The following is a 21,472-nucleotide window of genomic DNA, read 5'->3' on the forward strand; positions in this document are numbered from 1 at the left end:
TCAGCAACTCATCCGGTTGTGTCTGACTGATGGAGGAACAAGGTTGTTCACTGGCGGACAACCACTGGAATTTGATGTCGTGTTGTCATCCTCGGCAGCGTCATTTCCATCATCTGACTCTTCAGATTCTTCTCTTTGAGAGTTGGATCCAGTCGTATCATCCACGTCAGTGATTCCAGATTCCGTCATCGATACTGGCATGTTCTCAATTGCGTCTTCATACTCTTCCTCATTATTTTCTATAATATTCCCTACCGACTGATCATATGGACTATACATGCCGTTATCTTTGTTTTCTTCGTAAGTTTTTTCTACGTCTTCCAGTGTAATGACCCCATCTTCGTTTTCGCGTTGCATCTCCTGGACCTGCTCGCCCGTCGCTACTGTCACGATCTCGCCCTGTTCATCGTTGTAGAGTTGAATACCGTCCTGAGACGCGCCACCCGTCGGAACGACCATCGTCACGTCATTCCGCGTCTCGTAGATCAGTGCCGTCGAAGAGCACATACTGCCGATACTTCCGCCCATGTACACCCGGCGTTCGCCCTCGTCACAGCGATCGCCCACCCTGGCAGCACTGGCGGTCGTGGGGTCGACGGTGATCGTCGTCGTGTTGACGTAGCCAGCCTCGTCCGTCACGGCGGCGAGCAGTTCCGTCGACCCGGTTTCGGAGAACGTGTGAGTGAGCGTCGTCAGCGTCGTGGTGCCGTCGACCGTCGTGCTGTTGACGCGCGTGTCGTCGTGATAGAGTGACACGGAACGAAGGGGTGCTCCGTCGCTGGTCGCCTCGACGACGAAGGGCGTCGATTCGTCTGGAACGACTCTGTCGGGTCCATCGAGCGTGAGCGTCGGGCCACGTGCCTCTTCGACGGTGACGTACAGCGTGTCGGTGGCCGTTGCGCCGTCGTCGTCGGTCACCGTCACAGTGACCGACCAGCGCCCGGTGACGTTCGGCGTGAAGGTCGGCTGGAGGCAGTTCCGACACGACGGGGCGACGGTCGCGCCGTTTGGGTCCCGGATCGACCACTCGACGGTCTGGATACGCCCGTCGGGATCGTGGGAGTTGGCGCCGTCGAGGTACACCGTCGTCCCGCTCGTGACCGTTTGATCGAGTCCCGCAGCGGCGGTCGGCGGAGCGTTGCCGGCCGCTGAGACGGGAATCGCGAGCGCCGCGAGGAGCCCCAAGAGTACCACGAGAGAGTGGAGTCGTCGCATCTGGGTGGGGCGTGGTTCCGTCTCCGTATTTATAATTTCGTCCATTTGGCTCGGGAATGTTCTCCAGATTAAGCGGAAAGATGGGTGGCGTTCGCCAGGGCTGGCGGCCAACACGAAGGCTTTTGGAGTGGCACGCCCGACGAACGGGCAATGATGAGCACGATCGTCACGAGGTGGTGGGCGTGACGCACGATCTGACGGAGATCACGGTCGTCGGCGACGACGACACGGGCCTGATCGCCGAGGTCACCAGTCTCCTGTTCGAGCGGAGCATCAACATCGAAGACCTGGACCAGGCGGTCCGGGAAGGCGTGTTCCGGATGACGATGCACGTCGACACCGGCGAGATGGTCTGTACGGAGACGACACTGCGAAACGACCTCCACGATCTGGGAGACGAACTCGGCGTCGACGTGCAGGTTCGATTCCCGGCCGACCGAGAGACGCAGTCGATCGCCGTCCTGGTCACCAAGGAGAGCCACTGTCTCGAAGCGCTGTTCGAAGCGTGGGCCAGCGGCAGCCTCGGAGCCGACATCGACGTCGTGATCGGGAACCACCCAGATCTTCGGCCCCTCGCCGAGAAGTACGACGTTCCCTTCCACGACATCGGCGACGAGAAGGGGACTCCCGACGAGGGAGAGCTCCTGGACCTCCTCTCGGAGTACAACGCCGATCTGATCGTTCTCGCGCGGTACATGCGCATCCTCAGTCCCGACGTGGTCTTTCGCTACGAGAGTCGGATCATCAACGTCCACCCGTCGCTGCTGCCCGCGTTCCCCGGCGCGTCGGCGTACATGCAAGCGATCGAGGAGGGCGTCCGGATCGCCGGTGTCACGGCCCACTACGTGACGACAGACCTCGACCAGGGACCGATCATCACCCAGCGGGCGTTCAACGTCCCCGACGACGCGACCGAAGAGGAACTCCAGCAGATCGGCCAGCCACTCGAAGCCGAGGCGCTGCTGGAGGCCATCAGACTCCACCTCGAAGACGAGGTGACGGTCCACCGCGGCCGGACGAAACTCCGGAACGCCGACGAGGTCGACGCCCAGCTGGGCGCACCACGAGAGCTCGACGAGCAGAATCCGGACCGGCCCATCGACGGACTGGGCGAGTTCGTTGCCGGCGAAGACGACGAGATCGAGGCCGACGACTGAGACGGATTCTTGCCGCCGTTGGATCGGCCGACCGCACGAGTGCGTGCAGTCGACCGAAACGGCACAACGGCGAGCGTTCTACAGGTCGCGAGCGGCGGCGACCGCGGCGTCCAGCGACGGGGCGTCGAACACGTCGGCCGCTACGTAGGCGTTGGTCCCGGCACAGTAGAGGTCCCGAGCGACACCGAGTACGTCCTCCTCGAGCGGTTCGGGCCGGTGGTCACACAGCGACTTCCAGTCGGCGACGCCCTCCTCGTCCGCGCGGTCTTTGGCGTCGCCGACAGCCGCGACCCACTCGGACTGGGTTCGCTTGTGGTACTGGCGGACGACCTCCTTGGAGACCTGCTGGTCGTCGTAGGAAAAGCGGTTCTCGTCGAAGGTGCCGACCACGTCGGCAACCCGGATCTCGCCCTCGTAGTAGAGACACTCGATCTTGCCGTCCTCGTGGACGAGCCCGGCGTCTGCGGCCTGCTCGGAGACGACGTGGTTGACCGCGCGGGCGAGTTCGTCGAGGCGGTCGATGTCGGCCCGGCCGGCGATCTCGTCGGCGTCGGCGGGATCGAGATAGCGGTCCTGTTCTTCGTATTTCGTCGAGTACTCGACGATCGGCTCGTCGAGTTCGACGACCTCGTCGGGCCAGCTGTCGCGGTCGAGCCCGTGATCGCTGGGATCGGTCCGGCTCCGGAGCGAGGAGCCGACCGGCACGCGGTTGCGGAAGACGATCTCCAAGGGAACGAGGTAGTTCTGGCCGGCGTCGGCGTGGTACGCGTCGTAGTCGTAGCTGCCCCCGTCGAAAGGCAGGTCGGGGACCTGGGTCAGCGAGATCGACATCTCGTCGGGAGCGACACCGGCCGCGAGCGCGTCGCCGAGTTCGACGACCTCGCCGTCGACGACGACGCCCTCGTAGTGGGTGGGCACGTGGTTCTCCTCTAGGAGCTCGAAGTTGAACGCACCCATCGTACACAGCGACGCCCCCTTGTCGGGGATCTCGTCGGGCATCTTGCCCCAGTCGAACACGGAGTAGTCGTCGGTGAACACGAACGAGCCACGGCCCAGCTGGTCGCCAGTGGCCGGTTCGTCGACACGGAACTCCTTGACGCTCGTCATTACTGCCAGCGTCGGCGTGCCCGGACAAAGGCGTTTGCACTTCGCACCGTCGGGCAGCGGCCGTCCAGATCCGTCGCCGGGTTCACCGACGCAGGCACACGTGTTGTCTGGCTGTCTCGACTCGGGCGGGCAACCAAACACCTAACTCCGATCCAGCAGGACCGTCAGTCGATGAGTGGGGTTGCGCCGATCGACATCGGCATCGTCTTCGCGGCCACGATCGCGGTCTGGAAAGGAAGCGGCTGGCTCGAATCGGCCAGCGATCGACTCGCGACCTACTACGGACTGCCACAGGTCGTACAGGGCGCACTCGTCGCCGCGATCGGCTCCAGCTTCCCGGAGCTCGCGAGTGCCGTCGCCTCGGCCCTCCAGGGGTCGCTGTCGCTGGGCGTCGGTGCGATCGTCGGGTCGGCGATCTTCAACATCCTGGTCATTCCGGCGCTGTCGGGGATCGCCAGAGACGGACCGATGGAGGCCAGCCGAACGCTCGTCTACAAGGAGGCCCAGTTCTACATGCTCGCGGTGTCGGTCCTTATCATCACGTTCTCGATGGCGGTGATCTACTATCCCGCCGACGGTGAGCGGCTGGTCGGGACCGTGACCCGTCCCCTGGCACTGCTGCCGCTTGGCATGTACGGACTGTACGTCTTCATCCAGTCGCAGGACACGGCCGACTACGAGGCCGACGAGGACGGACGCGAGGGGATCGACGCCGGCAGACAGTGGGCGCTGCTGGGTGCCGGGCTGTTGACGATCCTCGTCGCCGTCCACTTCCTCGTCGAGTCGGTCGACGCCATCGGGCTCGCGCTCGGCGTCCCGGAGTTCATCATGGGCGTCACCGTCGTCGCCGGTGCGACCAGCCTCCCGGACACGCTCGTCAGCGTGCGCTCGGCGCGAGACGAGCGCGGAGTCGTGTCGCTGGGGAACGTACTCGGCTCGAACACGTTCGACCTGCTGGTCGCGATCCCGGCCGGCGTTCTCATCATCGGCGAGTGGGCAGTCGACTTCGCGATGGCCGTCCCGATGTTCGGCGTGCTCACGCTCGCGACGCTGCACCTCTTTACCGTCCTCAGGACGGATCTGGAGATGACGATGGGCGAGGCGTACTCGCTGCTGATCGCGTACCTCGTGTTCGTCGCCTGGGTCGTCGCCGAAGCGGTCGGCGTCGTCGGCGTCTTGCCGTCGTAGTGACCGGCCGAATCGCTCGGCTCGGCACGTTTTGCCTTCGAGCGGTAACCCTCGGGAACGCTACAGCTTCGCGCAGTCCCGCCACGCTTTTGACCGACTACACCTATCGGTAGACGATGCCGGACGCCTTCGACACAGCGGCGAACGTCCCGCGGGGAGAGTTCGACTTCTCCCACCGCCCCGAGACGGACCAGGCCTTCGAGAACGCACTGGCGAAGGCCCGCGACGGGACGCGACTGTCCGTCGACGACGCGATCGAACTCCTGACGACGGGCACCGACCACTCGGGGATCGATCCGCGACGCAAGGAACTCGTCCTGGAAGCCGCGGATCGTCGCCGCGCCGAGGTCGTCGGCGAGGAAGTCACCTTCGTCGCGAACCTCAACAACAACGTGACGACGGCCTGTAACACGGGCTGTCAGTTCTGTAACTTCAAGGATCGCTCCGAACAGTTCCGCACGTCCCACCAGGACGAACACGGCGGTTTCACCAAGACGCCCGCACAGTCTCGCGAGATCGTCGCCGACGCCCTGGAGATGGGGATCTACGAGGTGACCTCCGTCTCGGGACTGCACCCCGCCTTCGTCCTCGACGAGGAACACCGCGAGATCCTCGCGACCAGCGACCGCGGCGACCTGAACTACCGGCCGGCCGGCGAGTACGACACCGATCCGGGCACCTACTGCGAACAGATCGAGGCGATGAGCGTCGGTGGCGTCCACCTCCACTCGATGACGCCCGAAGAGGCCTACCACGCCCGACGGGGCACCGACTGGGACTACGAGGTGGTCTACGGGCGACTGGCCGAGGCCGGTCTCGACAGCGTCCCCGGAACGGCCGCCGAGATCCTCGTCGACGAGGTGCGCGACGTGATCTGTCCCGGCAAGATCGACAGCAGCGAGTGGATGGCGGCCATGGAGGCGGCCACCAGCGTCGGGCTGGACGTGACCGCGACGATGATGTACGGCCACGTCGACAACGAGGCCCACCGGGCGCTCCACCTCGAACGGATCCGCGATCTGCAGGACCGCACTGGCGCGATCACGGAGTTCGTCCCGCTCTCCTTTGTCCACGAGGAGACGCCGCTGTACGAGGAAGGGCTGGTCTCTGGCGGCGCGACAGACGACGAGGACGAGCTCCTGATCGCCGTCTCGCGACTGTTTCTCGACAACGTCGAACACATCCAGACCTCGTGGGTCAAGTACGGCGACGCCAAGGGCCTGAAGATGCTGACCTGCGGTGCCGACGACTTCATGGGGACGATCCTCTCCGAAGAGATCACCAAGCGAGCCGGCGGCGACTACGGCGAGATGCGCACGTTCCGGGAGTACGTCGACATGATCACCGCCGTCGGCCGGATCCCCGTCGAACGGTCGACCGACTACCGCCAGCGCCGCCGGATCGACCCCGACGACCCGCCCTTCGGTCCCGAACTCGGACCGAAGGCAGACGGCACTCCGATGCTAGAGGATAGTACACGATAGCGCCGCCACCGTGGAACCGTCGGCCCGCACCGGTCGCTCTGGCGACGACTGGGACCCCACGCCCCGTCGAGCATCGGGCGCACGCTGTCGCTCGCTCATACTGCCGGTAGTATCAGTCTACGTTCGCTCGTGGGGAGTCATCGGCACGTCGTGGCTCGGCTGGAGCGTGACCGCGGCCGACAGGTCGAGGTCGCCGTACTCGCGTTCGAGCGTCCACTCGCGGGCGATCGTCGCCAGGATCAGTTGGGCCTCCGTCATCGCGAACTGCTGGCCGATACAGCGACGCGGGCCGCCGCCGAAGGGGAAGTAGGCGTACTCCGGCCGGTCCGATCGGCCGCCGTCGAGGAACCGCTCGGGGCGGAACTGCTCGGGGTCGTCCCAGAAGCGCTCGTCGCGGTGCAACACCCACGTCGGGAGCGTGACGAGACTCCCCTCGGGAATCGTGTAGCCGCCGATCTCGACCGTCGTGGCGGGCGAGCGACGGATGTCGTGGGCGGGGGGATACAGTCGCATCGCCTCCTCGATGACGGCACCGGTGTACTCGAAGTCGAACACGTCTTCGATCGTCGGTCGCCCGTCGAGCGCGTCCACCTCCTCGTGGAGTCGCCGCTGGGCCGTGGGATTGCGCGAGAGCAGGTCCCAGACGTAGGTCATCGACAACGCGGTCGTCTCGTGGCCGGCAAAGAGGAAGGTGACCAGCTCGTCGCGGATCTGCTCGTCGTCCATCGCGGTGTCGGCCGCGAGCAACATCGCGACCAGGTCGTCGCGGTCCGACTCGTCGGCGCGGCGGGTTTCGAGGATGTCGTAGATCTGGTCGTCGATGTGAGAGAGCGCCCGATCGGCCCGCCTGAGGAACGGGACTGGAGCCCAGTCGGGCGCGAAGAACGTGATCGGCTGCTTGCTGGGTTCCAGCGGGGCCTGAAACGCCTCGACGGCCTCGTACAGTCCGCGTTCGGCCGGATCGATATCCTCGCCGAACAGACAGTCGACGAGGATGTCGAGCGTACACCGCGTCATCGCGCGCCGAACGTCGACCGACTCGCCGGCCGTCCAGCGGTCGGCGGTCGCGGCGGCCTGAGCGACCATCCGCTCGGCGTAGTTGCGGATGTGATCCATGTAGAAGGCCGGCTGAATCGCCGCTCGCTGGCGCTCCCAGAGATCACCGCCACTCGTCAGCAGCCCGTTTCCAACGAACGCTTCCAGCTGGGCGTTGCTCGGCTCGTGTTTGGGGAAGGTGTCGGGATCTTCGAGGACGCGCTTGACGTCGGCGGGATCGGTCAGCATGTAGGTGTCCCACCCCAGCATCTCGTAGTTGACGACGGGGCCGTACTCCGCGGCACAGCGCTCGCGGAAGGCACAGGGGTCGCGAGCCCACTGGTGGGAGTTTCCGATCACGGGCAGTCCACGCGGGCCGGGGGCGTCTGTGGTCGTCATCGTGTACAGAGACGGCCGGGACTCGCCTCGGCCTGTCGCCTCGCCGACGAGGTCGATTTAAGTAGCGCCCGGAGAAACTGCGGATATGCGGTACGTCACCGTCCGCGTCGAGCCGCGTGAGGGCACCGCCTTCCACCCGCTCGGGCAGGCGCTGTCCGACGCCGAGGACATCACCCGCGAGGCGATCCACCGCGTCGAGTTACTCGACGACGGCAGCGGCGTGATGCTCGCGGAGGCGCGGGGCAACCGCAACCACTACGAGGCGATCCTCGACGACAGCGACTACGTCCGTCAGTACGCCGTCACCGGGACCGAGGGGCGCTGGTACGCCTACTGTCAGTTCGATCCCAACGACGCCAACTACCGGATGCTCCAGCACCGCCAGGAGTCGACCGTGATGATGGAGATGCCCATCGAGGTCCACCCAGACGGCGCGATGGAGATCACCTTCGTCGGCGACGAGGGAGCCTTCAGCGAGGCCGTGCCCGCGAGCGGAGAGGCGTTCGAGATCGAACTGCTGGAGACCGGCCAGCGCCCGCCTCGCGGCGAGGACCTCTTTGCCTGTCTGACCGACCGCCAGCAGACGATCCTCGAAACGGCGATCGAGCTAGGGTACTACGAGAACCCCCGAGAGGCGACCCAGGCGGAGATCGCCGACGCCGTCGACGCGACCGCCGGGACCGTCGGGGAACACCTCCGGAAAATCGAGCACCGGGTGTTCTCGCAGTTCGTCGATCCGGACTCGTGAGAACGCGCTCGGCAGCTACCGGCCGCCGACGCCGGCAGGGTTCTCGCCCCGGTCTCGCACGGCACGGAACCGCTCGCCGTGGACGTCGTCGCGCTCGATGGCGGCGCGGATCCGCTCGGAGATCCACGTCTCGTCCCCGAGGAACCGCTCGTACACCGGCAGCCGCTCGCGGAGCGGTACGTCGGCGTGGTCCGCCACGGCACGCAGCTCCTGGAGCGCCGGCCACTCGTAGGCCGGGTTGACGTGGTCGACGGTCACCGGCGACACCCCGCCGAGGTCGTCGATGCCACAGTCGACGAGCTCGCGGGCCGGCGCGAGGTTCGGCGGGACCTGGACGGACACGTCTTCCGGCAGCCCGGCCCGAGCCATCGCCGTCACGCGACGCAGCGTCGCCAGGTCCGGTGACCCGCCGTCCCACCGCTCGTTGTCCACGACGGGCTGGACGATCACTTCCTGGACGTGGCCGTACCGCTCGTGCATCGCGGCGATGGCGAGGATGCTCTCGGCCCGGTCGGCCCAGTCCTCGCCGATGCCGACCAGAATTCCGGTCGTAAACGGGACTCCGAGCTCGCCAGCCACCCGCAGCGTGTTGAGCCGCTGGCCGGGGTTCTTGGCTCTGGGGCCGCCGTGGGCCTGCACGTCTGCGGTGGTTTCGAGCATCACACCCATCGAGGCGTTGCGGTCGGCCACCGTTGCCATCTGCTCGCGCGTCTGGTCGCCGGGGTTGCTGTGTGGGAGCAGTCCCTCCTCCAGGGCGATCTCGCAGGCCCGTCGAAGGTACGTGTGGATCGACTCGTACCCCCACTCGGCGAGCTGGTCGTGGACCGCCGTGTAGCGGTCGTCCGGGTCGTCACCGAAGGTAAACAGGGCCTCCGTACAGCCGGCGTCGGCCCCGCGCCGGCAGGTCTCTCTGATCTCCTCGGTGGTCATGAGCTCGGCCTGGCCCGGCGGATCGTAGTAGGTACAGTAGGTACAGGTGTACCGACAGGCCGTCGTCAGGGGCAAGAAGACGTTGCGCGCGAACGACAGCGACGGCGCGGCCGACACGTCGGCCGGAGTCGTCTGCAACAACTGCTCGATCGCCTCCTCGTCGATGGACAGCGACAGGTCGTAGTCGCTCGCGCCGGGAATCACGTCACCGTCTCGGAACTGCGAGGGCAAAAGTCCTTCCGGACGGGTCAGGGTCGCTCGACGGTGGTCCGCCCGTCGGCGACGGTCAACTGGACGCCCGCCCCGCGCAGCCAGTCGGCACCCGCTCGCTCGCCGTGGAGCAGGACCTCCGCGAGGTCGGCCGGCTCGTCGACGTCGGTACTCAGGCGATAGGAGTCGATCTCGGTCACCGTCGCACCGGCGTCGCGGGCGATCCGGCGGTGGTCGCGAATCGACGCGTCGTGGTAGTCGACTCGGAAGTCGGGGTGGCGTGCGACGAACGCGTTCGTCCCGCCGCCACGGCCCGGAGCGAGGACCACGTCGCCCTCGGCCGCCAAGAGCCGGTCGAGCGCGTCCGGGGTCGCCAGCGCGAGGTCAGCCATCACGACGGCGACCGGCTCGTCACTCGCCGCGAGCAGATCGTTGATCGCCGCATCGAGCGAGCGGTCGTCGACGATCACCGGCCGATCGAGGTCGATCGCTTCGGTCGCGAGGATCGTGGGGTCGACGCCGACCGTATCGAGCGCGTCGAGCACGTCCGCGAGCATCACACGAGCGAACGCGCGACGCTCGTCGGCGTCCAGAACTGGTGCGAGTCGCGTCTTGGGTTCGGTCGCAGAAAACGGAACGACGACGCGCATCTACAGCTTCGAGAAGTCGTCGCCCTGCTGGGACTGCCAGTAGTAGATGCCCCCGCCGAGCAGGAGCAAGACGACGAGCACGCCGGCAGCCATCAGAATCGTCTGGGTCGTCTGCTGGGACTGGCGGGCGGAGTCGGCCGTGTTCTGAGACTGGGCCGCAAGCTCCTGTGCGTTCTCGAAGTTCTCGTTCTCGTACGACGAGATCGCACTGTCGAGCAGGTCCTCGGCTTCCTGGTGGCCACCTGCGGCGTCGATGGCGCTCTGGGCGTCGTCGATGGCCTCGCGAGCGGCCTGGCTCTCGCTCGTGTAGTGGTGGGCGGAGTCGTTGACCAGCTCGTCGGTGTTGCTGCCGGTCCGCTGGTCGAGCGCGGCGACGGTGAACGTCTGTTCGGGGTCGTAGCTGTAGTTTGCGACCGCCGGAGCCTCACCGACCAGTTCGATCTGGATCTCGTCACCGTTGTTGTCGACGCTCAGATCCTGTTCGAACGACTGTTCGCCGTATGTCGTCTCCCCGTCCTCGACCGGCGTGCCGGCCCTGAGGACGGTGACGGTCCAGCGGACGTTCTGGAGTTCGGTGTTCGCGACGAGCGTCCAGTCGTTGGCCGTGTCGGTGAAGGGATCGTCGATCGTGTACGTCATCGACACCTCCTCCCCGACCTGTGCCTCGCTTGGCACCCCATCCGAAGAGAGAGTGAGAGCAGCGGCTGTCCCCGTCGCGGTCACCAGCAGCGCGACGCAAAGCAGCGCAGTCGCAGTCTTAGAACAGCGGGTCAAGTTCATCATCGTCGTCTTCGACCAACTGCTCTAAGTTATCTTCGCTCTCCTGGCGGATGTCGTCGATGTTGTCCTGTGCCTCGATTGCCACCTGCTGGAGCTCCTTGATGCGGGGCACGTTGTGGACGCCCGACAGGAGCACCGCGGCGGCGACGCGGGGCTCGTTTGTCGGGTAGTCCCCGCCACGGACTTCCATGCTGCCGGTCTGCTCCTCGAGCCACTTGCGCCCGCGCTCGATGCCTTTCCGGTTGAGGTGGGCAGAGGGACCGGCCATCACGAGCAGCGCACGCTCGGCACCGTCGATTTCGCAGGGCAGTGTCAGCCGACCGAGCGCCGCCTTCCGGACGAGCGAAGTGATCCGGTTGGTGGTGTTGGCGGTGTCCATGTCGTTGCTGTCGTCGCTGCTACTGGAGAACCGCGACAGCAGGCCGCCGCCGCTGTTTGACGACATCTCCACGTCTTCGGAGGCGTACCCGACCGTCGAGACGCCACCGCCCGAAAGCGTGTTGATGATCTCCGAGGAGTCGACGACGCTCTCTGCGACGTTGTCGCCGTCGCCGATCTCGCCCGCGCCAAAGAGGACGCCGAAGCGTCTGACGATCTCTTCGTTGATGTGGTCGTAACCACCCTCGACGGACTCGCCGGTCTTGCGCCAGGCGTCGTTGTCGAAGACGAGCAGGTTGTCCACCTCACGGACGAACGTCTGGAACGAGCGGGCGGCGTTGAGGGTGTAGATGCCACCCTCGTCGCTGCCCGGCAACACGCCGAGCCCGTAGACGGGTTCGGTGTAGATGCGCTTGAGGTGTTTCGCGATGACCGGCGAACCGCCCGAGCCGGTGCCACCGCCGAGTCCAGAGACGACGAGGAAACCGTCGATCTCGTGGACCGGGATGCTGTCGATCGCGCCCTGGATCTCGTCGATGTCCTCCTCGGCGATCTCCGCGCCGAGTTCGTTGTCGGCACCGACGCCGTGTCCCTTGACGCGCGCCTGTCCGATCAGGACTCGATTCTCCTGTGGTATGTTCTCGAGGCCGAGCAGGTCCGCTTTCGCCGTGTTCACCGCGACCGCCGAACGGACGATGCCAGAGTTGGTCCGTTCGTCGTATTCGAGGAACTTGTCGACGATTTTACCGCCGGCCTGCCCGAAGCCGATCATCGCGAGTTTCATTGCTTGGTGAGACTCCGCTTGAAGAGGGAAAGTAGGAAAGCAGGCATAAGCCTTTTGCCAGGATATCGAATACGATATGGTAGTCGAGTTGACTTTTCTGGTCGACACTACGCGACAGCGGCGGATCGAGCCACCGGTGGGGAGCCATCAGTCTCGGGACAGGAGTTCGTCGACGGCCGCCTCTATGGCCGCCCGGACGGCCCGCTCGGGCTGGGTGGCGTCGATTCGGACGAACCGGTCGGGCTCGGCCGCGATCAGGCGCTCGTAGTTCTCGCGGACGTCCGCGAGGTAATCGGCGGTCTCGAACTTGTTGGTCGCGCCGCTGCGCTCGGCGGCGGTCTCGGCGTCCACGTCGAGGTAGATCGTCGCGTCCGGCGGTCGGGTCCAGGGCGCGTGTACGTCCCGGACGTACCCGAGCGCGTCGTCGAGGCGGTCGCTCAGAGTCGCCCCCTGGTAAGCGTAGCGCGAATCGGAGTACCGATCCGAGACGACGAGCCGTCCGGCGTCGAGTGCCGGCTCGATCGTGTTCGCGAGGTGGTCGGCGTGGTCGGCCGTATAGAGGAACAGCTCCGCCAGCGAATCGGCCTCGTCGTCGTCGATCGATCGCTGGACGGCCTCGCCGTACCACGACGCCGTCGGCTCGCGCGTGAAGACCGCGTCGTCGGGCACGGCGGCGTGGCGCTGGAGCGTCTCCCACGCGGTCGTCTTCCCGCTGCCGTCCAGTCCTTCGAGCGTGAGCAGCATATTTGGGCCGTCGCCACGCCCGTACGTAAACGCCCCGACTGGTCGGAGCCCCGGCAGCTCCACCGAGATCACTCGACAGGCTGTCAGGACACTGACGACGCGTCCTAACTGGGTGCGCACTAGCTTTACATCAGTCCCCGGTCATATATCTGGTATGAACGTACTGCTCGTCGGCGGGAGTGGCTTCATCGGGACGAACCTCTGTACGGCGCTGGTGGATCGCGGCCACGACGTGACGGTGCTGGCACGCTCACCCGACGCCGCCGACCTGCCCGCCGAGGCGACGGCCGTCGCGGGCGACGTGACCGACTACGACAGCATCGAGGGCGCGTTCGAGGGCCAGGACGCCGCGATCAATCTCGTGGCGCTGTCGCCCCTGTTCAAGCCGTCCGGTGGCAACGAGATGCACGACCGCGTCCACCGCGGTGGGACGGAACACTGCGTGCGCGCAGCCGAAGAACACGGCGTCGAGCGATTCGTCCAGATGAGCGCGCTCGGGGCCGACGCCGACGGTGCGACCCACTACATCCGCTCGAAGGGCCGGGCCGAAGCGATCGTCCGCGACTCGTCGCTTGACTGGGTGATCGTCCGTCCCTCCGTCGTGTTCGGTGACGGCGGCGAGTTCGTCCCGTTCACCAAGCGGCTCAAGGGGATGTTCGCGCCCGGCGTCCCGATCTACCCGCTGCCCGGCGGCGGCAAGCAGACGCGGTTCCAGCCCATCTGGGTCGGCGACCTCGTGCCGATGCTGGCCGACGCGCTCACCGAGGCCGAGCACGTCGGCGAGGTCTACGAACTCGGTGGCCCCGAGGTCCTGACACTGCGAGCGGTGACCGAACAGGTCTACGAGGCCGCGGACGGCTCGGTCACCATCGTCCCGCTCCCGATGGCGCTGGCGGGGATCGGGCTGAAGACGCTCGGGTTCGTCCCCGGTTTCCCCATGGGCGGCGATCAGTACCGGTCACTGAACTTCGACAACACGACCGACGACAACGACGTCGAGCGGTTCGGCGTCGAAGAGAGCGAGCTGACGACGCTCGGCGAGTACCTCGGCATCGCCGCCAGCGCCGCGAACTGAGCGGCGGCGTCTCCGCGACCGGACGACGTAATCGGGCTGACGGGCGAGCGAACGCCGCGGCCCCAGAACACTACTGTTGCATCGTCTCCGGGAGCTCTACCTCGTCGGGGGCCGGCATCCACACGTAGTCGAACGTGAGTCCCAGCGCCAGCGGGAGGAAGATCGTCGCCAACACCACGAGTGTGCGACTGCCGAGATTCCCGCCGAGCTTGAACACGCCCGACAGCACCAGCAAGAGGACGAACAGCACGACCGGGCACAACAGCAGCGAGTAGATGACACTCCCCCAGCGCGTGTCGAGTCGCACGCGGAAGAACCGAGTCATCAACGCCGTGACGGCGCTGTTGACCAGCACGATCACCAGCAGTCCGACGAGATCGATGACGGCGACCATGGTCGGGCTAGGGAGTCGAGACGCTTTGCAGTATCGGGACGAGTCGGACGGCGTCGGACGATAGACCGGTGAGGGCTACCTGCTGGCGACGCCACCCGGTACACGTCGCCACCGCTCGGTCTCACTCCATGCAGATGTAGGTCCGCGTGTCGACGACGCCGTCGAGGTCCCGGATCCGCGTCGCGACGGTGTGCATCACGTCGTACACTTCCTCGCCAGCCGCTTCGGCGATGATGTCGTAGTTGCCGGCGACGATGTGGGCCTCGCCGACGCCGTCGTGACCGCGGATCTCCGACAGCAGTCCCTGGGACTTGCCGGCCGAACTCTTGATCATGATGAATGCACTGACCATGTGTACTGTGTGAACTCGTGACATGAAAAGCTTCAGGTCGGTCGCGTGGTTCGCGAGACGCCGACGGCGAGGGTAGTGACGGCCGGGTCACTCTCCGGAGAGCGGTGTCACTCTGGCGGCCGTCGCTTTGAACGTCGCCACGACGGGATCGCCCGGTTCGAGGTCGAGACGTGCCCGACTCGCCGACGTGACCAGTACCGGGATGGGCGTCGCGGCTCCGACGTCGACGGTGATCGTCGCGACGCCGTCGCGCTCGTCGACGGCCGTCACCGTTCCGCGCAGTCGGTTGCGGGCACTCGTCCGGGTGGCCGAGGGACCGGCGTCTGGCTCCTGGAGCGTCACGGCGTCGGCGGTCAGCGTCACCGTCACGTCGTCGCCGGTGTCGACCGACGATTCGCGGTCCCCGACGACGATCGCGTGCAACTCGCCGGCCGGGCTCTCGGCGGTCACCAGCCGTCCCGCTCGCTCGCGAACGGTGCCAGCGAGCGCGATCACGTCCGCGGCGGCCGTGCCCGAGACCACGGTGTGGACGCGGGCGAACTGCGTCAACAGTTCGCGGCCCCGGTCGGTGAGGACGCTCCCGCCGCCGCCCTCTCCCCCGCGTTCGCGCTCGACGAGCGAGCCAAGCGTCTCTTCCAGAGCGGTCAGGCGCTTGTGTGCCCGAGAGTACGAACGGCCCAGCGCAGTGGCGGCCGCGTTCAGCGATCCCTCGCTGTCGACGGCCCGCAACAGCGCCGCGTCCGACGCGTCGACGGTCACCTCATCGGCAGTCAGCGAGACGGCCACGTCCGTGTCCATACCCACGCCGACGGACGGAGCGAGCAAAACCGTTATGTTGTACTCAGCACAACCTCGTTATGTTGGGCGTGATACAACGATGGACAACACCAGGGCTGCGGTCTCCCGTCGAGGGTTCCTGTCCGCGATCGGGGCCGTCGGCGTGGGGACACTCGGGGGGTGTACCGGCGTCACGGGAACGGAAAGCGGCGCAGTCAGCCTGCTGTGTGCCGGCAGTCTCGCCCGCACCGTCGAGCGACACGTCGGCCCGGCGTTCAGAGAGCAGACGGGGCGGGCGATCCACGGCGAGTACCACGGATCGAACGCCGTGATGCGGATGGTCAAAGAGGGCGTCAAGCGGCCCGACGCCGTCGTCAGCGCCGACGCGACGCTCCTCCGGGACCGACTGTACGGGGCGGCCACGGACTGGGACGTGACCTTCGCGGCGAACAGCCTGGGGCTGTGCTACAACGAGGCGACGGAGCCGGGCGAACAGCTGGCGGCCGGCACCCCGTGGTACGAGGTCGTCGACGACGCCGACGACGGTGCCATCTCAATCGGCGACCCGGAGCTGGATCCGCTGGGCTATCGCGCGCTCCAGGCGTTCGAGCTCGCACAGCGGGCACACGACCTCGACGGCTTTCGCGATCGGGTGGTCCCGCGGCTGTACACCGAGCCCGACGAGCCACAGCTGCTCGCGGGCGTCGAGACGGGGTCTCGTGCTGGCGCAGTCGTCTACAAGAATATGGCCGCCGACCGCGGGCTGCCCTTCGTGGCCTTTCCGGACCGCTACAACTTCTCGAACCCGGCCCTGGCAGACCACTACGCGACGGTCTCGTACACGACCGACGACGGCTACACCGCGACGGGACGGCCGATCCTCTACAGTGCGACCGTCTGTGACGACGCCGACGATCCGGCCGGCGGGCGGGCACTCGTCCGGTTCCTCTGTGCGAATCCGTCCGTGCTGAGGGCTGCCGGCCTGCGCGTGAGCGAGCAACTGCCGGGCGAACACGGCTCGGTCCCCTCGGAGGTGACAGTGTGAGAGCGTTCGACCGAGGACACCTTCGGACGCCGAGCCGGCTCGTGCCGGCGCTGCTGGGCGGTGTCCTGCTCGTCCACTTCGTCGTCCCGTTCGTGGCCTTCCTCTCGCGGACTGGCACGTCGAACGTCGTCGCCGGACTGTCGGCCCCGCCAGCGCAGCGCGCGATCCGGAACTCGCTGTTGACGGCCCCCGTCGCCACCCTGGTTTCGACGCTGTTCGGCGTCCCGCTGGCGTACGCGCTCGCTCGAACGTCCGTCCGCGGGAAGCGCCTGATCGAGGGGATCGTCGTCCTGCCACTGGTCGTGCCGCCGGTGGTCGGCGGCGCAATGCTCCTGACGGCGGTCGGGCGCTTCACGCCGCTTGGCCGCGCGGCGCTGGCGGCGGGCCTCCCGCTGACCGACAGTCTCGCGGGCGTGATCCTCGCCCAGACGTTCGTCGCCGGCCCGTTCGTCGTCGTCACGGCGCGGGCCGGCTTCGGTGCCGTCGACGAGCGACTGGAACAGGCGTCGCGCTCGCTCGGGTACGGACCGCTGGCGACGTTCTGGAACGTCTCGCTCCCGCTGGCACGGGGCGCGATCGTCGCGGGCGTCGTCCTCACGTTCGCGCGAGCGGTCGGGGAGTTCGGTGCCACGATGATGGTCGCGTACAACCCCCGGACGATCCCCACCCGGATCTGGGTCGAGTTCATCGCCGGAGGGATCGACGCGATCGTCCCGCTCGCGCTGGCGTTGCTCGCCATCACGGTCGTCGTCGTCACCACGGTCCAGCGGCTCGGACACGTGCCGACGGTGGTCGACGGATGACCCTCGAAGTCAGCGGCCTCACGCACCGCTACGGCTCGAAGACGGCCGTCGAAGACGTGTCGTTCTCGCTGGCAGACGGGGAGATCGTCGGGCTGCTCGGCCCGAGTGGCTGTGGCAAGACGACGATCGTCCAGGCGATCGCCGGCCACCTCAGCCCGACCGCGGGCCGGATCTGGCTGCGCGGCGAGGACGTGACTCGACAGCCGCCCGAACGCCGACGGGTGAGTGTCGTCTTTCAGGAATCGACGCTGTACCCCCACATGACCGTCGGCGAGAACGTGGCCTACGGGCTCGAAGCACGCGAGGTCGACCGCTCGCGGATCGACGCACTCGTCGAGACCCACCTCGAACTGGTCTCGCTCGCGTCGCGGCGCGACGCCTCCCCCGCCGAACTGAGCGGCGGCCAGAAGCGCCGCGTGGAGCTGGCACGGGCGCTGGCACCGGAGCCGGACGTACTGCTGCTCGACGAGCCGCTGTCGGCACTGGACCGCAGCCTCCGCGAAGAGCTGCGGCGGGCGATCGGTCGCATCCAGCGAGAGACCGGCGTCACGACGCTGTTTGTCACCCACGATCAGGCGGACGCGATGGCGCTCGCGGATCGACTCGTCGTCATGAACGAGGGCGCGATCGCGGGAGTCGACACGCCGCGGGCGCTGTACGAGTCGCCCCCCACGCCCTTTGTCGCGTCGTTTCTCGGACGGTCGAACACCGTCGGGGCGACCGTCGTCGAACCGGAGCCGCTCGTACTCGCGGTCGGCGAGCAGACGCTGACACTGCCGGAGGCCCGGAGCGACAGACCGGCGGGGGCCTCGGTGTCGTGTCACGTCCGCCCGGCAGATCTCGCGCTGGCTGGGTCGGACAGCGCCGAAACGGTGCCGACGCTGAGCGGGGCGGTGAGCCACGTCACGGACCGGGGGTCGCGCTACGACGTGTCGGTCACCCTCCCGACCGACGAGACGGTCGTCGTCGAGCGCCAGTCCGAGCCGCCGGCAGTGGGCGCGACGGTGACAGTTCGGGTGCCGGCGGCGAAGCTGACGCGCTTCGGAGCCGACACGGCAGGTGAGTGACCAGCCCGGAAAATCGCGGTCGCGCTCGCACGGACCGGTGTCGTCGCCAGCGGTGAGTCGCCAGCGGGGAGCCGCTCACTGCTGTCGGCGACCGTCCGTGTCACGCACCGCCGGAACGAGCGCGCATCGCCGACCAGACGGCGACGGAACCGAGCAGGAACGCCGGGAGCAGCGGGAGAACCAGGTAGGCGTCACGCAACGTCAGCCCGAGCGACTGGACGAACGACTGTGCGGCCGGGAGGAGGAGGAGCGCGCCGGGAGCGACGATGAAGGCGAAGATCACGGTGGCGACCAGCGTCCACCCTCGCCAGTCGAACTCGCGTTCGCCGTCGCCGCTCGACGGCGGTTCGCCGCTGGGTCGATGGACGTAGCCCGCGTCGTCGTCGCTACTCATCGGCTCCTCCCTCGTACTCGCTGTCCGGAACGACGACGACCTTGCCGAACCCCTCGCGGTCCTCCAGCAGTTCGTGGCCGCGTGCGGTCTCGCTCATCGGGAGGACCGCCCGGATCAGCACCTCGAAGGTCCCGTCCCAGACCAGTTCGAGCACGTCGTCGAACTCGCCGGGACCGGCCATCGTCGAGCCGTGGACGGAGAGCTGGTTGCCGAAGATCCGGTTGACGTTCGTCTCCGGCGTCGGGCCGGTCGTCGCCCCGCAGGTCAACAGTCGGCCGCCGTTCGCGAGACTGCGCAGCGACTGTCTCCAGGTGGCCGCGCCGACGTGATCGACGACCACGTCGACGCCGCGCTGGCCGGTCTCCGCGCGGACGACGTCGGCGAAGTCTTCGGCCTCGTAGTCGATCGCGAGATCCGCACCCAGCCGACGAGCGGTCGCACGCTTCTCGTCGCTGCTGGCCGTCGCGATCACCTCACAGCCGGCGTGGTCGGCGATCTGGACCGCCGCGTGGCCGACGCCGCCGCTCGCTCCCAGAACGAGGACGGTCTCTCCGGCGTCGATCTCGCCGCGGGTGTGGAGCATGCGCCAGGCGGTCCCGAAGACCAGCGGCGCGGCCCCCGCGGTCGTCCAGTCGACGCCCTCCGGAACGGGGACGAGCGCGTCGGCCGGGACCGCGGTCCGCTCGGCGTGAACGCCCGGACAGTGTTCGCCGAGGATCTCGTAGTTCACACACAGCGTCGGCTCACCGTCGCGACAGAACTCGCAGGTCCCACAGCTGCGTCCGGCGGTGACGGCGACGCGATCGCCGGGGCCGAACCGCTCGACCGCGTCTCCGACGGCCACGACGACGCCCGCGGCGTCGCTCCCGGGGACGTGGGGAAAGTCGAGGTCGATCCCCGGAAGTCCGCGGCGAGTCCACACGTCGAGGTGGTTCAGTGCTCCGGCTCGCACGTCGAGGAGAACGTCGTCGGGGTCGAGTGTGGGCTCGGGAGACGGCCCGTACTCGACGACCTCGTGGTCGCCGTGGGCGGCGAACTGGACGGCATCCATAGCTGGTGGTCAGGCCACCATCGTCTAAACCCTAGGGGTTCGGGACCGCCGGGCCGATCGCCAGCATACTGACCCGGTGACTCGTCCCGTCGGCGTGTGCTTCCCGTGTGGCAACTGCGTCGGATCGGCTCTCGTAGACCCCCTCCTCGCTGCACTCGTGGCAGACGACGTGAAACGCTTCCTCCATACGTTCAGGCCACATACATGTCACTTAATCATTTTGATTTGGTAATGCAAATCACACGTCGCCGAATCGTCGACCACGCCGAACTGACCGAGCGAAGGCCACGAGCTATTTATTCGCGGCACTGCGAAGCCGGACCATGGTCGACTTCCAGTCACGGAACCGCCGGACGCGGGACGACGAGCGAGGGGAATCTGAGACGGACTCGGAGTCCGACGAGCCGACGGACGACGAGTCGGAATCGTCCGCGCCGGACGAGCCCGAGACGACGGCGGAGGCCGACGAATCCGATCGGGGACCGGTGGCCGGCGTCGCCGTCGTCACCGTCGCCGACGACCGCACCGTCGAGGACGATCCCGTCGGCGACGCGGTCATCGACGCGCTGGGTCCCCACGAGCTGGTCACCCGCGAGCTGCTCGGTCGCAACCACGACGGCGTTCAGGGCGCGGTCGACGCACTGGTCAACCGCGGGGACGTCGACGGCGTCGTCACCGTCGGCGGGACCGGCACCAGCACGCGCGACATCACCGTCGAGGCCGTCCATCCGCTGTTCGAGAAGGCACTCCCGGGGTTCGGCGAACTGTTCCGACGACGGTTCTACGAGGCGGTCGGGACCGACGTGATCGCCACTCGGGCGGCAGCGGGCATCGCCGACGGGACGCCGGTGTTTTGCCTCCCCGGCTCCGTCGAGGGAGCCCGTCTCGGCACCGAGGAGATCGTCGTCGAGCAGATCGGTCGGCTCTCCGACCGGATCGACGAGGAGCCGTAGGCCAAACCCATTTGCGGCCACGCGGCCAACGCGACGGTATGGTCACTCGGCTCGCGGACGGCGTCTGGTGGTTCGACCTCCGGGGCGTCAACGCCTACCTGATCGACGAAGCGGTCGCGGGCGACGGCGCTGGCTCCGGCGTGACGCTGGTCGACGCGGGGCTGCCCTGGCACGGCAGCCGACTCGTCGAGGGGATCGCCGAGGCCGGCTACGAACTGGCCGACATCGAGCGAATCCTGGTCACGCACTACGACGTCGACCACGTCGGCGGACTGGCGGGACTCGACGGCCTCGACGCGCCGATCTACGTCGGCGAGGCCGACGCCGAACTGGTCGCGGGCCGACGGCGGCCGCCCTGGCACAACCACAAAGGACTGTTCCAGCGGGCGATGGCCGGCTTCGTCTCGCCGCCCGAGAATCCCGTCGAGCAGGTCACCGATGGCGACACCGTCGGGACGTTCACCGTCTACGCGACGCCGGGCCACACGCCCGGCCACGTCGCCTACGTCAGCGAGGCGGCGTCGGTCGGCCTGCTCGGCGATCTGGTACGGGAGTCGGGCGGTTCGCTCCAGCCGTCGCCGTGGCTCCTCAGTTACGCCACCGACGAGGTCGCGCGCAGCATCGCGGATCTGGACGGACGAGCGCCCGCCTTCGAGGTACTGGGCGTCGGACACGGCCGTCCGTTCGAGCGTGACGGCCGCGAGCGGCTGGCCGAGGTCGCGAACCGGCGCTGATGTTTTTTCTATCCCTAC

Annotated in this window: 24 protein-coding genes; 10 read left to right on the forward strand and 14 right to left on the reverse strand. The window is 67.3% G+C overall.

The genetic code is table 11. The features are described 5' to 3' along the window. Entirely contained in the window at positions 1-1,215 is a 1,215-nt protein-coding gene (locus ACAH01_RS13655; RefSeq protein ID WP_372479565.1) for a PKD domain-containing protein, read from the reverse strand. Between the two features lie 182 nt (positions 1,216-1,397). Here ACAH01_RS13655 and ACAH01_RS13660 point away from each other — a divergent pair, with 182 nt between their 5' ends. After that, positions 1,398-2,372, forward strand: a complete 975-nt coding sequence (locus ACAH01_RS13660) for a formyltetrahydrofolate deformylase (protein ID WP_170093552.1) — start codon at positions 1,398-1,400, stop codon at positions 2,370-2,372. A gap of 78 nt (positions 2,373-2,450) precedes the next feature. Here ACAH01_RS13660 and ACAH01_RS13665 read toward each other — a convergent pair whose 3' ends face one another. Further along, the gene (locus ACAH01_RS13665) at positions 2,451-3,479 is read right to left on the reverse strand and encodes a phosphoribosylaminoimidazolesuccinocarboxamide synthase (protein ID WP_372479566.1); all 1,029 of its coding nucleotides are present in this window, start codon (positions 3,477-3,479) and stop codon (positions 2,451-2,453) included. Positions 3,480-3,650: 171 nt separating this feature from the next. Between ACAH01_RS13665 and ACAH01_RS13670 the strand changes: the two genes are divergently transcribed. Both ACAH01_RS13670 and cofH read left to right on the forward strand, forming a co-directional pair. Then, positions 3,651-4,667, forward strand: a complete 1,017-nt coding sequence (locus ACAH01_RS13670) for a sodium:calcium antiporter (protein ID WP_170093550.1) — start codon at positions 3,651-3,653, stop codon at positions 4,665-4,667. A gap of 116 nt (positions 4,668-4,783) precedes the next feature. Further along, positions 4,784-6,151 (forward strand): 7,8-didemethyl-8-hydroxy-5-deazariboflavin synthase subunit CofH, encoded by a 1,368-nt coding sequence (gene cofH / locus ACAH01_RS13675; protein WP_372479567.1) that lies wholly within the window; start codon positions 4,784-4,786, stop codon positions 6,149-6,151. Between the two features lie 117 nt (positions 6,152-6,268). Here the strand turns inward: cofH and ACAH01_RS13680 are convergent, their stop codons facing one another. Beyond that, positions 6,269-7,585: a cytochrome P450 gene (locus tag ACAH01_RS13680; protein ID WP_372479568.1), complete on the reverse strand. Its 1,317-nt coding sequence runs from the start codon at positions 7,583-7,585 to the stop codon at positions 6,269-6,271. Positions 7,586-7,670: 85 nt separating this feature from the next. On the opposite strand from ACAH01_RS13680, the gene ACAH01_RS13685 reads away from it, so the two are divergent. After that, entirely contained in the window at positions 7,671-8,333 is a 663-nt protein-coding gene (locus tag ACAH01_RS13685; RefSeq protein WP_372479570.1) for a helix-turn-helix domain-containing protein, read from the forward strand. Positions 8,334-8,348: 15 nt separating this feature from the next. Here ACAH01_RS13685 and cofG read toward each other — a convergent pair whose 3' ends face one another. The 5 genes from cofG to tmk form a co-directional block, all read right to left on the reverse strand. Continuing rightward, the gene (gene cofG / locus ACAH01_RS13690; protein ID WP_208628401.1) at positions 8,349-9,467 is read right to left on the reverse strand and encodes a 7,8-didemethyl-8-hydroxy-5-deazariboflavin synthase subunit CofG; all 1,119 of its coding nucleotides are present in this window, start codon (positions 9,465-9,467) and stop codon (positions 8,349-8,351) included. Between the two features lie 44 nt (positions 9,468-9,511). Further along, positions 9,512-10,123: a 2-phospho-L-lactate guanylyltransferase gene (gene cofC, locus ACAH01_RS13695; protein WP_372479571.1), complete on the reverse strand. Its 612-nt coding sequence runs from the start codon at positions 10,121-10,123 to the stop codon at positions 9,512-9,514. Next, a complete protein-coding gene (locus tag ACAH01_RS13700) occupies positions 10,124-10,906 on the reverse strand; it encodes a hypothetical protein (protein WP_372479572.1) in 783 nt (260 codons plus the stop codon). Continuing rightward, positions 10,881-12,065 carry a tubulin/FtsZ family protein gene (locus ACAH01_RS13705; protein ID WP_170093543.1) on the reverse strand — a complete coding sequence of 395 codons (1,185 nt, stop codon included), beginning with the start codon at positions 12,063-12,065 and terminating at the stop codon, positions 10,881-10,883. Before ACAH01_RS13705 ends, ACAH01_RS13700 begins: the two co-directional genes overlap by 26 nt. 147 nt (positions 12,066-12,212) lie before the next feature. After that, the gene (gene tmk / locus ACAH01_RS13710) at positions 12,213-12,809 is read right to left on the reverse strand and encodes a dTMP kinase (protein ID WP_372479573.1); all 597 of its coding nucleotides are present in this window, start codon (positions 12,807-12,809) and stop codon (positions 12,213-12,215) included. Positions 12,810-12,963: 154 nt separating this feature from the next. Between tmk and ACAH01_RS13715 the strand changes: the two genes are divergently transcribed. Then, positions 12,964-13,884, forward strand: a complete 921-nt coding sequence (locus ACAH01_RS13715; RefSeq protein ID WP_372479574.1) for a complex I NDUFA9 subunit family protein — start codon at positions 12,964-12,966, stop codon at positions 13,882-13,884. A gap of 70 nt (positions 13,885-13,954) precedes the next feature. On the opposite strand, the gene ACAH01_RS13720 is transcribed toward ACAH01_RS13715, so the two are convergent. The 3 genes from ACAH01_RS13720 to ACAH01_RS13730 all read right to left on the reverse strand — a co-directional run bounded on the left by ACAH01_RS13720 (position 13,955) and on the right by ACAH01_RS13730 (position 15,428). Beyond that, the gene (locus ACAH01_RS13720; RefSeq protein WP_208628396.1) at positions 13,955-14,278 is read right to left on the reverse strand and encodes a hypothetical protein; all 324 of its coding nucleotides are present in this window, start codon (positions 14,276-14,278) and stop codon (positions 13,955-13,957) included. Between the two features lie 121 nt (positions 14,279-14,399). After that, a complete protein-coding gene (locus ACAH01_RS13725) occupies positions 14,400-14,630 on the reverse strand; it encodes an Lrp/AsnC family transcriptional regulator (protein ID WP_170093539.1) in 231 nt (76 codons plus the stop codon). 87 nt (positions 14,631-14,717) lie between these two features. Further along, complete coding sequence (locus ACAH01_RS13730) at positions 14,718-15,428, reverse strand: TOBE domain-containing protein (RefSeq protein ID WP_372479575.1); 711 nt, start codon at positions 15,426-15,428, stop codon at positions 14,718-14,720. Positions 15,429-15,507: 79 nt separating this feature from the next. Here ACAH01_RS13730 and ACAH01_RS13735 point away from each other — a divergent pair, with 79 nt between their 5' ends. Genes ACAH01_RS13735 through ACAH01_RS13745 form a run of 3 tightly spaced genes read left to right on the forward strand, consistent with a single transcriptional unit; the run spans position 15,508 to position 18,322 of the window. After that, the gene (locus tag ACAH01_RS13735; protein ID WP_372479576.1) at positions 15,508-16,452 is read left to right on the forward strand and encodes an extracellular solute-binding protein; all 945 of its coding nucleotides are present in this window, start codon (positions 15,508-15,510) and stop codon (positions 16,450-16,452) included. Then, complete coding sequence (locus ACAH01_RS13740; protein ID WP_170093536.1) at positions 16,449-17,255, forward strand: ABC transporter permease; 807 nt, start codon at positions 16,449-16,451, stop codon at positions 17,253-17,255. Before ACAH01_RS13735 ends, ACAH01_RS13740 begins: the two co-directional genes overlap by 4 nt. Continuing rightward, positions 17,252-18,322 carry an ABC transporter ATP-binding protein gene (locus ACAH01_RS13745; RefSeq protein WP_372479577.1) on the forward strand — a complete coding sequence of 357 codons (1,071 nt, stop codon included), beginning with the start codon at positions 17,252-17,254 and terminating at the stop codon, positions 18,320-18,322. Before ACAH01_RS13740 ends, ACAH01_RS13745 begins: the two co-directional genes overlap by 4 nt. A gap of 100 nt (positions 18,323-18,422) precedes the next feature. Here ACAH01_RS13745 and ACAH01_RS13750 read toward each other — a convergent pair whose 3' ends face one another. Genes ACAH01_RS13750 through ACAH01_RS13760 form a run of 3 tightly spaced genes read right to left on the reverse strand, consistent with a single transcriptional unit; the run spans position 18,423 to position 19,954 of the window. Next, on the reverse strand, positions 18,423-18,716 hold the full coding sequence (locus ACAH01_RS13750) for a hypothetical protein (RefSeq protein WP_153552527.1): 294 nt from the start codon (positions 18,714-18,716) through the stop codon (positions 18,423-18,425). Next, positions 18,709-19,767 (reverse strand): zinc-binding dehydrogenase, encoded by a 1,059-nt coding sequence (locus ACAH01_RS13755; protein ID WP_372479578.1) that lies wholly within the window; start codon positions 19,765-19,767, stop codon positions 18,709-18,711. Before ACAH01_RS13755 ends, ACAH01_RS13750 begins: the two co-directional genes overlap by 8 nt. Before the next feature lie 31 nt (positions 19,768-19,798). Continuing rightward, positions 19,799-19,954: a hypothetical protein gene (locus tag ACAH01_RS13760; RefSeq protein WP_170092366.1), complete on the reverse strand. Its 156-nt coding sequence runs from the start codon at positions 19,952-19,954 to the stop codon at positions 19,799-19,801. Positions 19,955-20,090: 136 nt separating this feature from the next. Between ACAH01_RS13760 and ACAH01_RS13765 the strand changes: the two genes are divergently transcribed. Together ACAH01_RS13765 and ACAH01_RS13770 are read left to right on the forward strand one after the other, a co-directional pair. Then, positions 20,091-20,720, forward strand: a complete 630-nt coding sequence (locus ACAH01_RS13765; RefSeq protein ID WP_372479579.1) for a molybdenum cofactor biosynthesis protein B — start codon at positions 20,091-20,093, stop codon at positions 20,718-20,720. Positions 20,721-20,758: 38 nt separating this feature from the next. Then, complete coding sequence (locus ACAH01_RS13770; RefSeq protein ID WP_372479580.1) at positions 20,759-21,454, forward strand: MBL fold metallo-hydrolase; 696 nt, start codon at positions 20,759-20,761, stop codon at positions 21,452-21,454. Positions 21,455-21,472: the final 18 nt, after the last annotated feature.

It is taken from the genome of Halomicrobium sp. HM KBTZ05 (assembly GCF_041530035.1).
In the GTDB taxonomy this organism is placed as follows: Archaea; Halobacteriota; Halobacteria; order Halobacteriales; family Haloarculaceae; genus Halomicrobium.